General features: G+C 66.2%; 11 protein-coding genes and 2 pseudogenes. 12 read left to right on the forward strand and 1 reads right to left on the reverse strand.

Annotated features, from left to right (window positions below):
• Positions 1–29 precede the first annotated feature (29 nt).
• From LRS09_RS30030 to LRS09_RS12450, 11 genes and pseudogenes are all read left to right on the forward strand, one after another.
• On the forward strand, positions 30–398 hold the full coding sequence (locus LRS09_RS30030) for an FAD-dependent monooxygenase (protein WP_308240297.1): 369 nt from the start codon (positions 30–32) through the stop codon (positions 396–398).
• Positions 395–808, forward strand: coding sequence for a hypothetical protein (locus LRS09_RS12405; RefSeq protein ID WP_257806968.1), 414 nt, complete (start codon positions 395–397; stop codon positions 806–808). Before LRS09_RS30030 ends, LRS09_RS12405 begins: the two co-directional genes overlap by 4 nt.
• A gap of 59 nt (positions 809–867) precedes the next feature.
• Positions 868–1,656, forward strand: a complete 789-nt coding sequence (locus tag LRS09_RS12410; protein ID WP_257806969.1) for an ABC transporter ATP-binding protein — start codon at positions 868–870, stop codon at positions 1,654–1,656.
• A complete protein-coding gene (locus LRS09_RS12415) occupies positions 1,653–2,489 on the forward strand; it encodes an ABC transporter permease (protein WP_257806970.1) in 837 nt (278 codons plus the stop codon). Before LRS09_RS12410 ends, LRS09_RS12415 begins: the two co-directional genes overlap by 4 nt.
• Positions 2,490–2,533: 44 nt before the next feature.
• Positions 2,534–3,610: an ABC transporter substrate-binding protein gene (locus LRS09_RS12420; RefSeq protein WP_257806972.1), complete on the forward strand. Its 1,077-nt coding sequence runs from the start codon at positions 2,534–2,536 to the stop codon at positions 3,608–3,610.
• A 43-nt stretch (positions 3,611–3,653) separates the two neighbouring features.
• On the forward strand, positions 3,654–4,355 hold the full coding sequence (locus LRS09_RS12425; protein ID WP_257806973.1) for a VOC family protein: 702 nt from the start codon (positions 3,654–3,656) through the stop codon (positions 4,353–4,355).
• Between the two features lie 40 nt (positions 4,356–4,395).
• Positions 4,396–4,791 carry a TetR/AcrR family transcriptional regulator gene (locus tag LRS09_RS12430; RefSeq protein ID WP_257806974.1) on the forward strand — a complete coding sequence of 132 codons (396 nt, stop codon included), beginning with the start codon at positions 4,396–4,398 and terminating at the stop codon, positions 4,789–4,791.
• 44 nt (positions 4,792–4,835) lie between these two features.
• Positions 4,836–5,048 (forward strand): hypothetical protein, encoded by a 213-nt coding sequence (locus tag LRS09_RS12435; RefSeq protein ID WP_257806975.1) that lies wholly within the window; start codon positions 4,836–4,838, stop codon positions 5,046–5,048.
• A 45-nt stretch (positions 5,049–5,093) separates the two neighbouring features.
• A complete protein-coding gene (locus LRS09_RS12440; protein ID WP_257806977.1) occupies positions 5,094–6,185 on the forward strand; it encodes an amidohydrolase family protein in 1,092 nt (363 codons plus the stop codon).
• A 31-nt stretch (positions 6,186–6,216) separates the two neighbouring features.
• Positions 6,217–7,754 (forward strand): annotated as a pseudogene (locus tag LRS09_RS12445) (aldehyde dehydrogenase).
• A gap of 234 nt (positions 7,755–7,988) precedes the next feature.
• A complete protein-coding gene (locus tag LRS09_RS12450; RefSeq protein WP_257806980.1) occupies positions 7,989–9,287 on the forward strand; it encodes an NAD(P)/FAD-dependent oxidoreductase in 1,299 nt (432 codons plus the stop codon).
• Between the two features lie 3 nt (positions 9,288–9,290).
• On the opposite strand, the gene LRS09_RS12455 is transcribed toward LRS09_RS12450, so the two are convergent.
• The gene (locus LRS09_RS12455; protein WP_257806981.1) at positions 9,291–10,607 is read right to left on the reverse strand and encodes an MFS transporter; all 1,317 of its coding nucleotides are present in this window, start codon (positions 10,605–10,607) and stop codon (positions 9,291–9,293) included.
• A gap of 170 nt (positions 10,608–10,777) precedes the next feature.
• On the opposite strand from LRS09_RS12455, the pseudogene cyoA reads away from it, so the two are divergent.
• A pseudogene (cyoA, locus tag LRS09_RS12460) lies at positions 10,778–11,957 on the forward strand (ubiquinol oxidase subunit II).
• The last annotated feature ends 1 nt before the right edge of the window (position 11,958 follow it).

Raw genomic sequence — 11,958 nt, forward strand, 5'->3', positions numbered from 1 at the left:
AAGTCGTCCGGAAGACGAAGCTGCCTTTCGTGCAGGCGATCCTCGATTTCGAGACCCCCACGATGGTCCTGGGCGAAAGGACCGTGATCCTGGGAGATGCCGCATTCGTGGCGCGTCCGCATGTCGGCATGGGGATCACCAAGGCCGCGGGCGATGCGCTCGCGCTGGCGCGAGCGCTTTCCGGAGGTGCCGCGAATATCGCGTCGGCGCTGAGGAGTTTCGAGGCGCAGCGCCTGCCGGTCGGTACCGCTGTCGTCCGCCGGGCGCGGAATCTCGGATCCTATATGGGAACGCAGCTCGGCGATGCGCGCCAGCGCGAACTGGCCGAGCGTCATCGCCAGCCAGAGGCGGTGATGGCGGAAACGGCGGTCACTGCCGGTCTGGAGGTGCTCGCATGAGTGCGGCTGAAACCACGGTTCTTGCCGGATCGCAGGTTCCGGCCGGTCTTTCGAGCGAGCTGGAAGATGAATTCCGTCGAGCTCACTCAAACGGCCGCGTCGGCTCCAGGCTCGTCTCTCAGACCGATCGCGTCAGGGTCTGGCACCTGACGCTCGCGCCCGGAGAGCGGATCGGCTTCCATCGCCACGTCCTCGACTATTTCTGGACGGCGGTCACTGCCGGGCGCGGGCGCTCGCGCTACGGCGACGGGCGGGTCGTCGAGGTCGACTACGCCGCCGGCGACACCCGGCATCACGCCTACGCAGCAGGTGAATCGATGATGCACGACCTGACCAACATCGGCGACACGACGCTCTCCTTCGTCACCGTGGAGTTCGTCGAGAGCGCAAACCGGCCTTTGGCGCTCTGACCGGAAGGACGGCAGCGCCCGTACGAGGGAACAAAAGCAACCCGAAAAGGGGAATGGGAATGAACACGGCAGATGCAGGGCAGTTCATCGACATCGCGTCGGTCAACAAGTCCTTTCACACGCGCTCTGGCGATCGCGTCGATGCGCTTCACGACGTCAACCTGACGATCGCTAAGGGATCGTTTGTCACCCTCGTCGGTCCGAGCGGCTGCGGAAAGAGCACATTGCTCAGGCTGATCGGCGGCTTGACCTCGCGGTCCGACGGCGAAATCCGCATCGGCGGCAAGGCGGTGACGGGCCCTACGGGCGACATCGGCATGGTCTTCCAGGCGCCGGTGCTGCTGCCCTGGCGCAGCGTCTTCGAAAACGTGACCATCGCGGCCGACCTGAAGCGCATCCCGGTCTCCGAGGCGCGCCGCCGGGCCGAGCATTACCTCAGGCTCGTCGGCCTCCAGGACTTCAGGGACAAGTATCCGGGCGAGCTTTCGGGCGGCATGCAGCAGCGCGTCGGCATCACGCGTGCGCTCGTTCACGACCCCGACGTGCTGCTGATGGATGAGCCCTTCGCAGCGCTCGACGCGATGACGCGTGATCACCTCCAGATGGAACTGCAGTCGCTCTGGATGCAGAGCGGCAAGACCATCGTCTTCGTCACGCACAGCATCCAGGAAGCGGTGTTCCTCGCCGACCGGGTGATCGTTCTCGCGCCGAGGCCCGGCCGTGTCGTGGACGACATCGAGATCGACCTGCCGCGCCCCCGCACCCTGAACATGATCAACTCCGAGGCCTTCGGGGCCTATTCGCAGGCGGTGCGCAAGCACTTCGAGAAGGACGAGGTGCGGCAATGAGCGACACGACGGCGGGTACGCAAATGCGCCACGAAGACAGCTCGCGCTCCCTCCCGGGCTGGGCCAGTCGGATCGACGGGATCACGGTGGCCGCGGTCCTCATTCTCTGCGCCTTTCTGGCGGTCTGGGAATGGTTGTTCGTGCCGCTCACCGGCATAAGTCCAGCGCTTCTTCCCAAGCCGAGCCAGATCGCCGTGTCGCTGTGGACCGGCCTCACCGCCGGCTACCTGGCAGGCGACACGCTGATCACGCTGCAGGAGATATTTGCCGGCTATCTGGTCGGCGCGGTGGTCGGGTTCCTCCTCGCTGTTCCCGTCGCCGAATGGCGCGCCGCCGAGCGGATTCTCTATCCCTACATCGTCGCGATGCAGGCGGTGCCGAAGGTTGCGATAGCGCCTCTCTTCGTCGTCTGGTTCGGTTTCGGCATGACGTCGAAGGTGCTGATCGTCGCGCTGATCACGTTCTTCCCGGTCTTCGTGAACGCCGTCACGGGCCTGCGGGCGACGCCGGCCGATCAGCTCGAAATGCTCAGCGTCTACAATGCGTCACGCTGGGAACGCTTCCGCTACCTGAAGGTCCAGAACGCGGCGCCGTACATCTTCGCCGGGCTCAACGTCGGCGTCACGCTCAGCGTCATCGGCGCCATCGTGGCCGAATTCGTCGGCGCCCAGGAAGGCATCGGCGCCGCCATCATGCGGGCAGGGTTCGCGCTGGATACGCCGGGCGTCTTCGCCGCCATCGCGCTCCTCACCTTCATCGCCGCCCTGGCAAGCGCGCTTGTCCAGTATCTCGGCCGCCGGCTCGTCTTCTGGATCGAGGCCTCCAACCGATAGCGGCACGCAATCGCAGTTCGAAACAAGTCAAACAGGGGAATGACATGAACACGATTCTGAAATCCATCACCTCGGCGCTGCTGGGCGCCTGCATGCTCTCGGCCGGAACCGGTGTTCTGGCAGCGGAGGACCTGAAGAAGGTCCGTATCGTCCACGGCAATCCGGTCATGATCCCGGCGGTGTTCGAGCTTTTCATTCCGCTGGCGATGGGCTGGTGGCGCGACGAGGGCTACGACGTCGACGTGCAGTTCTCGCAAGGGTCCTCGGCCGCAGTGCAGGCTATGATCGGTGGATCGGGCGACATCGGCGTGATGAACAGCACGCCGTGGATCGCGGCGGACACCAAGGGCCTCGCCGATATCCGCATGGTCGCGGCGATGAAGACGACGTCCTGGCGCATCCTGACCATGACGTCGAGCAACATCACCAAGCCGGAAGACCTGAAGGGCAAGACCATCGGTCTCGCAGTGGCGGGGTCGGGCGGCGCCATGTACCTCAACTCCTTGCTCACCAAGCACGGGATCGATCCGCAGCGTGACGTGCGCCAGGCTGTCATCGGGCTCGGCCCGCAGGCCTACGAGGCGCTGAAGAGCGGCACCGTCGACGCCAGCCTGACCTTCATGGCGGAGATCGCCAACTTCAAGGTGCTCGGCAACGACGCCAGCTACTTCCAGGACGATGCCTGGCTCGACTTCCCGGACTACAGCATGGTGGCGACGGGCACCGCGCTCTCGCAGGACCCGAAGATGGTCGAGGCGCTCGCGCGCGGCGTCGCGAAGGCGCAGGTCTTCGCCCAGGCCAATCCCGAATGCGTGGCGAAAATCTATCGCAAGAACTACGGCGCCGGCCGCACCACCACGATGGAACAGGACACCGAAATCGCCCGCCTGAACTCGGAGGAGAACCTCATCGCATTCCGTAAGGCCGGCGGCGAGCTGCGCGCCAACGTGTCGGCGGAAGGTCTCGACAAGCTGCAGAATTTCCTGCTGGACAACAAGCAGATCCCGCAGACCATCGATGTCTCGAAGATGATGCCGGAAGATCCGGACTTCTTCAAGAAAATCAACGATTTCGATACAAACGCAATCGTCGCGCAGGCCAAGGAATGCCCGGGCTACTGAGGAACGGGCCAAAACAGCAGCGACTGATCAGCAGGAAAATCCGATGATACATATCGACCATGTCTGCCTCGGAACGCAGAACGTCTACGAGGGATCGTATAGGCTGATGCAGGAAACCGGGCTCGGCTGCTACGAAGGAGGGTGGTTCCCCAAGCTGGGCTTGGCGAACCGCATCTTTCCGACCGGCGGAGACACATATATCGAAGTGGAGAGCGCCATCGACATCCATGCCTACGAACGGGGCAACCCCGCGGCGCGCTTTTTCCATGACCAGTGCATCGAAGGCGACGTGTTCATCGGCTGGTGCGCACGCGTGGACACCCGCGACGAGATCGAGGCGATTGCCAAGCGGCTCGGCTCCGATGTCGTAGAAAGCGGGCTGCGGCAACGACCGGACGGTGCGCTCGGCGTGGCGGTGCGCACCCCCGACACCATTCCCTGCTGGGAGGCTGGCTTGCCGAACTTCTTCTACGTCATCGATCCGTCGAAGCATCCCGGCCGCGGCCAGGCGCAGTTCGGCACCGTGCGGCCCACGGGCATCTCCTGGCTTGAGGTCGGTGGCACCGAGGAGGCAATGAGCGACTTCCTCGGGATGAGGGCATCCGACCTCGGCCTCCGTTTCAATGGCCGCGCGCATGGCCTACATGCGATGGGCATCGCAAGCGACGCCGGCGAGATCGTGGTTCGCCGCAACGTCATCAAGGGCACGACTGGCAAGGTCGAGAAACTCGACGCCTATATCTGATCGGACTGCGCCGGATGCTTCAGGGCAAGGAAATCCTCGGATGAACGAACGGCAGGCCCCCGCCCGCAAGCGATATGCGCCGAGCGAACGACGCCGGATGATCCTCGACGGAGCCATTAGCTTCTTCGCGGAATACGGCCTCGACGGCTCGACGCATCTTCTTGCGAAGCACCTCGGCGTGACGCAGCCGCTGATCTATCAGTATTTCCCGAGCAAGGAGGACCTGATCGACGCCGTCTACGAGGAGGTCTTCCGCGGCCGCTGGAGCAGCCGGTGGGACACGCTTCTCGCCGACAGGGCTCGTCCGCTGGAGGAGCGCCTGAATGCGTTCTTTGTCCAGACTGCGCTGTCTCGCATGCACCGGAATGGATGCGCATCTATCTCTTTTCGGGTCTGCGCAACCTTGAGCTCAACAAGCGCTACAATCCGATCATAGAGGAGCGGGTGATCGCTCGCCTTTGCCGTGAAGTGCGGGCATCCTTGGGTGTCGCAGACTTCGACGAGGTGCCGCTTACCCCGCAGGAGCAGGAAGCGACCTGGATTCTCCACGGCGGCATCTTCTACTACGGCGTGCGCCGCTACATCTATCGCGTTGCGACGAGCGAAGACACCGAAGTCATGGTTCGCAGCGCGGTGACCGTCTACCTGGAGGGAATGCCCGCCCTCTACCGTCGGCTTGGACTGGTGACCTAGCCGTTCCTGCATCGCCCGCATGAGTCTCGATCACTGGAGTTCGTCATGACACACGACTTGCCTCGCCTCGAGCCGGGCACAAACCGGTATGGGCCGACAGCCGCGCGCCCCTTCGACCTTGCGCGACGTCCCTTGCCGGCCGGCGCCGTCACGGTCGACATGCACAGCCATGTCGCCGTGCCGGCTGCGCACGACCTCGTCGCGCCCGTGCTGGACAGGTCGACGATTCCGCTGCTTCACTTCTCGACCCCCGACACGGCGGCGATCAACATGAGGCAGGATGGCGAGCGCCGCCCCCTGATGCTCGATCCGGAAAAGCGCCTCTCCGAGATGGACCGCTTCGGCCTGGCCCATCAGGTCATCATGCCGACGCCCTTCCAGTGCTATTACAGCCTGCCGGACCGCGCCCTCGCGCGGGAGGCGACGCGCATGGTCAACGAGGGCGTTGCCGCCTTCCGCGATGCCGCGCCGGAGCGGTTCACGGCGCTTGGCGGGGTGGTCATGTCCGATCCGGAAGCGGCGACTGCCGAACTGGAATTCGTTATGCGCGACAGGGGCTTCCGCGGCGTGCAGATCCTGACCAGCGTCAACGGGCTCGAGCTTTCGGATCCCCTGTTCGAACCCTTCTGGGCCGCGGCGGAACGGCTGGGCGCAGTCGTGCTGATCCACCCCAACGGCTTCACGCAGGGCGAGCGGCTTTCGCGCTACTACTTCAACAATGTCATCGGCAATCCGCTCGATACGACGGTGGCGCTCCACTACCTGATCTTCGACGGCGTTTTGGAGAGATATCCCGGGCTGAAGCTCGTTGCGGTTCACGGCGGCGGATACCTGCCGGCCTATAGCGGGCGCATGGATCACGCCTGGGGCGCGCGGGCCGATGTCCATGGCGACCTTCCGCATCCGCCGACGTCGTATCTTCGCAAGGTGTTCTTCGACAGCGTCGTCTTCACGGCCGAGCAGCTCGAGGCGCTGGTGCGGATCGTCGGGCACGGGCAGGTCATGATGGGAACTGACTATCCCTACGACATGGCCGAATACGATCCGGTCGGGCACGTCCTGTCCTCGAACCTCGACACCGCCGCCACGACCGCCATCCTCGGCGGCAATGCGCGCCGCCTCTTCGATATCGGCTGATTCAAGTCGGCCAAGGGAAGGAAAGATCCCCATGTCCAAGCATCAGGCATTCCGCCCGGCGTCTTTTTCCGAGCCGAAGACGTTCGGTCTCTTCATCGATGGCCGGTTCCAGCCGCATGAAGGCCGCAAGCTGATGCCGGTCATCGCACCGGCGAGCGTGCGACGATCGCGCATGTCGTGGAGGCTGGCGCAGAAGACGTGCACCTCGCCGTGGCGAGCGCTCGCGCGGCCTTCGAGGGCAGCGACTGGGCGCGGATGCCGCTGCGCACGCGGGTGCGGCTGGTGAACAAACTGGCCGACGTCATGGAGGCGAATCTCGACGAGCTCTTCGAGCTGGAAACGCTCAACAATGGCCGGCCGATCCGCGAGACGCGCGCCCAGATCGCACGGGTGCCGGATCTGTTCCGCTACAATGCCGCACTTGCGATGGCGCGCAGGGATGCGGTGCTGCCGGTGGACGGCGAATATCATGCCTTCACCAACAGGCTCCCGGTCGGGGTCGTCGCCAATGTCACGCCGTTCAACCATCCGCTGCTGATCGCCTCCCGCAACATCGCGCCGACGCTGGCGTCGGGCTGCACCACCGTGGTGAAACCGTCCGAACTGACGCCGCTGACGACGCTGCGACTGGCGCAGCTCTTCTCGGAGGCCGGCCTTCCACCTGGCGTGCTCAACGTCGTCACCGGCTATGGGGCCGTGGCCGGAAAGGCGCTGTCGGAACATCCGGACATCAACAAGCTCGTGCTGACCGGCGGCACCGAATCCGGCCGCGCCGCGGGTTCGGCGGCGGCGCGGAATTTCGCGACGCAGACGCTGGAGCTCGGTGGCAAGACGCCGGTTGCGGTCTTCGCCGATTGCGATGTCGACCGCGCCGTCAGCTATGCGGCCTTCGGCGCCTTCATCGGCGCCGGCCAGACCTGCGTCTGCGCCGCGCGCCATCTGGTGCAGCGCCCGATCTATGACGAGTTCGTCGAGAAGCTCGCCGCGCGCGCCGAGCGTATCAAGGTCGGCGATCCCTTCGACCCGTCGACGCAGATGGGACCGGTGATCTCGGCTCGGCAGCGCGAGAGGGTGATGGGCTTCGTGAAGACGGGCCTCGCCGAGGGCGCGCGTCTTGTCGCCGGCGGCCGCATCCCTGAAGAGCTGGCCGGAACGGGCGGCTTTTTCATGCGCCCGACCGTCTTCGCCGATGTCACGCCGGACATGTCGATCGCGCGGGACGAGGTTTTCGGTCCTTTCACCGTCGTCATTCCCTTCGACACGGAGGAAGACGCACTGCGCATGGCAAACGATTCCCCTTACGGCCTCGCAGCCGCCGTGCACACGAAAGACGTGGCGCGCGCCCATCGCTTCGCCCGCCAGGTCCAGGCCGGCATCGTCTGGGTCAACGACCACCATCGCGTCGACGCGGCGTCCCCCTGGGGCGGAGTAAAGCTGTCGGGCATCGGCCGCGAGTTCGGCGAGGAAGCCTTCAACGCCTATTTCACGACCAAGGCAGTGATGGTGAACACGAGCGACGCCGAGTTCGACTGGTTCGATGCCAGCAGGACGGAAGCGCGATTGAACTGAGCCGAGGTGCGGCGGCGGGGAGGAAGGCATCCGCGGTGATCGTGTCACGTCGATCGACAGGCTGAAGATACAGCTGGCGAGTATGCGGGAAGGGTTTGACGCCATCGCCTTGGCGGCGCGCATTCCAGTTATGAAAAGTTCGGCATTGCCACCCCGCCCTTATCGGGGGAGAACGCGGCATCAGTTGTCTGGCGGCGGGCTCCACCGGCGCCGGCGGCAGGAAAGGCGTTTGCGATGGCACCGGTAGAAGCACCCTCCCCACATCATGTCGTCGTGGTCGGAGCGGGCTTCGGTGGCCTGGAGGCGGTTCACCGCCTCGCCGGGGCGCCGGTCCGCATCACGATCATCGACCGGCGCAACCATCACCTGTTCCAGCCGCTGCTCTACCAGGTCGCGACTGCGTCGCTGGCGACCTCGGAGATCGCCTGGCCGATCCGGCATCTCCTGCGCCGGCGCCGCGAGATCACGACGCTGCTGGCGTCGGCGACCGGTGTCGATACCCAGGCCCGCGCTGTCCGGCTCGACGACGGGTCGACTGTTGCCTACGACACGCTGGTGCTGGCCACCGGTGCGCGGCACGCCTATTTCGGCCACGACGACTGGGAGCCGTTCGCGCCGGGCCTCAAGACGCTCGAGGACGCCACCACGATCCGCCGCCGCATCCTCGTCGCCTTCGAGAAGGCCGAGCGCGAAACCGATCCAGCACGGCGGGCAGCGCTCCTCACTTTCGTGATCATCGGCGCCGGACCGACCGGCGTGGAGCTTGCGGGCACCATCGCCGAGCTTGCCCGGGTGACGTTGCCGGAGGACTTCCGCAACATCGACACCAGGGAAACGCGCGTGGTGCTGATCGAGGGCGGCCCGCGCGTCCTCGCCGCCTTCAGCGAGGATCTCTCGGACTATGCGCTGCGCGCGCTGGAGAAGCTCGGCGTCGAGGTAGAGCGCGGCAGCCCGGTCACCGAATGCTCGGCCGACGGCGTGGTCTATGGCGGCAAGCGTCTTGCAGCCGCGACCATCATATGGGCGGCGGGCGTGCAGGCCTCGCCGGCGGCCGAATGGCTCGCGGCCGCGGCCGACCGCGCCGGGCGCGTCAAGGTCGAGCCCGATCTCACCGTGCCGGGCCATCCCGAGATCTTTGTCATCGGCGACACCGCTGCCATCGACGCTCCGGACGGCAAGCCGGTTCCGGGCATCGCGCCGGCGGCGAAGCAGCAGGGCAGGTATGTCGCCGACACCATCAGGGCAAGGCTCGCGGGACGGGTCCAGGCTGCGCCGTTCCGATACCGCCATCAGGGCAGCCTCGCCACGATCGGCAAGCGGCTGGCGGTCATCGACTTCGGCCGCGTCAAGCTGCGCGGCGCGCTGGCCTGGTGGATATGGGGCCTCGCCCACATCTACTTCCTGATCGGCGTCCGCAACAGGCTGAGCGTGGCGCTGAGCTGGCTATGGATCCACACCCGCGACCAGCGCAGTTCGCGCCTCATCACGCAGGGCAGCGCGAGCGCCGCGCCGGATCGGCCGGCCGCCAGGTGATCCTCAGCCGGCCTTCGCCGCGAAGCGCTCGCTGAGCCACAGCGCCAGGATGGTGCAGATCGCGCCCGACAGCAGATAGGCGCCGGCCGAGATCAGCCCGAAATTCGCCGACAGGAGAAGGGCTGCCAGTGGCGCGAACCCTGCCCCGAACAGCCAGGCGAGGTCGGTGGTGATGGCCGATCCGGTGTAGCGGTAGGCCTGCGGGAAGCTGGAGGCGACCGCGCCGGACGACTGGCCGAAGGACAGGCCGAGCAGCACGAAGCCGAGCACCATGAAGATCGCTTCGCCCACCGGACCCGCGTCGAGCAGCTGCGGCGCGAAGCCGCTGAACGCGGCGATGGCGACCGCCGAGCCGATCAGCAGCGAGCGGCGCCCGATCCGGTCCGCCAGGATGCCGGAGACGAAGACTGCGCCGAGCCCGAAGACGGCGCTGACCGCCTCGATCACCAGGAAGCGCGCAATGCCTTCCGAGGTGAACAGGAACACCCAGGACAGCGGGAACACCGTCACCATATGGAACAGCGCAAAGCTCGCGAGCGGCGCGAACGCGCCGAGCGCCACGGTGCGGCTCTCGGCGCGCAGCGTCGCGGAGATGCGCGCCGGCTGCAGCTCGCGATTGTGGAACAGCTCCCGGTATTCCGGCGTGGAGACGATCCTGAGCCGCGCGAACAGCGCCACCACGTTGATCGCGAAGGCGACGAAGAACGGATAGCGCCAGCCCCAGCTGAAGAAGTCTTCGGCCGAAAGATTGCCGACGAAGAAGGCGAAGAGCGCGCTGGCGACGATCAGGCCGGCGGGCGCGCCGAGCTGCGGGATCATCGCATACCAGCCGCGCCGGCCTTCCGGTGCGTTCATCGCGAGCAGCGAGGCGAGCCCGTCCCACGTGCCGCCGAGCGCGATGCCCTGAGCGATGCGCGCCAGCGCCAGGAACCAGATCGCCGCGGCGCCGATCCGCTCGTAGCCGGGCAGGAAGGCGATGGCCACGGTGGCCGTCCCGAGCAGGAAAAGTGCAATGGTCATCTTCACGCCTTTGCCGTAGGCGCGGTCGACGGCCATGAAGATCGCCGTTCCCACCGGCCGTGCGACAAAGGCCAGCGCGAAGATCGCGAACGACCACAGCGTGCCCGTCAGCGCGTCCATGTGCGGGAACACCAGCCTTGGAAACACGATCACCGAGGCGATGGCGTAGACGAAGAAGTCGAAGAATTCCGACGTACGGCCGATGAACACGCCTACCGCGATCTCGCCGGGGGCGACCTCGCCATGGCGAGCCTCGGGCCCGACCGAATCGTCCGCCGTCATTGCCGAAGAGTGCACCATGCTTCCTGACACCTCGCACGCCGTCAGCGGCGAAAGGCTCGTCGCCTGCGCCGCATGGCCGTCATTATGCGTGTGCCGCGGCGCGCGGCATTGGGCAAATTGTCCAATGTGCGGTGCAGCATCGAGCCGTTAGCGAGGCCCTGAACCTCAATTGGCGTGCGGATCCGATCTTGAAGCTGACCAGACTGACCGTGTTGCTCTGCCTTGCCCTCGCGCTCAGCGGGTGCAACCTCGTGGTGCTGGCGCCCGCGGGCGACATCGCCGCACAGCAGCGCGACCTCGTCGTGGTCTCCACGGTGCTGATGCTGCTCATCATCGTTCCGGTCATGGCGCTCACCGTCTTCTTCGCTTGGCGGTATCGCGCGGGCAACAGGCAGGCGCGCTACGAGCCCGACTGGGACCACTCCACCCATCTCGAACTGGTGATCTGGGCGGTGCCCCTTCTCATCATCATCTGCCTCGGCGCGGTGACCTGGATGGGCACGCACCTGCTCGACCCGTGCCCGGCCGCTCGGCCGCGTGGCGGAGGGGCGGCCGGTGGACCGCCAGGTCGAGCCGCTTGTGGTCGAAGTGGCCGCGCTCGACTGGAAATGGCTGTTCATCTACCCGGAATACGGTATCGCGACGGTCAACGAGATGGCCGCGCCCGTCGACCGGCCGATCCGCTTCCGGCTCACCTCGACCTCGGTGATGAACTCGTTCTACATCCCCGCGCTCGCCGGCCAGATCTACGCCATGCCCGGCATGGAGACGACGCTGCACGGCGTCATCAACAAGCCCGGCGAATATGCCGGCTTCTCGGCCAACTACAGCGGCGACGGCTTTTCCGGCATGCGTTTCGCCTTCCACGGCCAGTCGCAGCCCGATTTCGACGCTTGGGTAGACGCGGTGCGCCAGGCCGGCGGCTCTCTCGACCGCACGGCCTATCTCGAGCTTGCGAAGCCCAGCGAGAACGAGGCCGCCCGCCGCTACGCCTCCGTCGAGCCGCAGCTCTTCCGCCTGATCCGCGATCGCTGCGCCGAGCCCGGCCGGATGTGCATGGACGAGATGATGTCGATCGACGCCGCCGGCGGCCTCGGCATCGACGGTATCGTGCTGCTCCAGCCGGTCGAGGAAGGCCGCCCGTCCGCGCTCAGCGCCTTCTTCGGCCGCCAGTCCACCCTCGTTGCGAGCATCTGCACGGCGGAAGAAGCGGCAGCGGCCGCCGCGACCACCTGGTCGGCCTCGCTGCGCCCGTTCGTGGACCCGAAGCCGCTGCTCGGCGCCGGCCTGCCGCGTCCCGCCATGAACCCCTTCGCGTCCCCGCAGGTCGATGCGCGCCTCGATCGGCGCCAGCCCTTCGGCACCTGAG

The organism is Mesorhizobium sp. J428, assembly GCF_024699925.1.
GTDB lineage: Bacteria > Pseudomonadota > Alphaproteobacteria > Rhizobiales > Rhizobiaceae > Mesorhizobium_A.

Coding starts and splice junctions, on each gene's coding strand:
- LRS09_RS12405 (WP_257806968.1), top strand. CDS start 395: ATGAGTGCGGCTGAAACCACGGTTCTTGCCGGATCGCAGGTTCCGGCC.
- LRS09_RS12410 (WP_257806969.1), top strand. CDS start 868: ATGAACACGGCAGATGCAGGGCAGTTCATCGACATCGCGTCGGTCAAC.
- LRS09_RS12415 (WP_257806970.1), top strand. CDS start 1,653: ATGAGCGACACGACGGCGGGTACGCAAATGCGCCACGAAGACAGCTCG.
- LRS09_RS12420 (WP_257806972.1), top strand. CDS start 2,534: ATGAACACGATTCTGAAATCCATCACCTCGGCGCTGCTGGGCGCCTGC.
- LRS09_RS12425 (WP_257806973.1), top strand. CDS start 3,654: ATGATACATATCGACCATGTCTGCCTCGGAACGCAGAACGTCTACGAG.
- LRS09_RS12430 (WP_257806974.1), top strand. CDS start 4,396: ATGAACGAACGGCAGGCCCCCGCCCGCAAGCGATATGCGCCGAGCGAA.
- LRS09_RS12440 (WP_257806977.1), top strand. CDS start 5,094: ATGACACACGACTTGCCTCGCCTCGAGCCGGGCACAAACCGGTATGGG.
- LRS09_RS12450 (WP_257806980.1), top strand. CDS start 7,989: ATGGCACCGGTAGAAGCACCCTCCCCACATCATGTCGTCGTGGTCGGA.
- LRS09_RS12455 (WP_257806981.1), bottom strand. CDS start 10,607: ATGGTGCACTCTTCGGCAATGACGGCGGACGATTCGGTCGGGCCCGAG.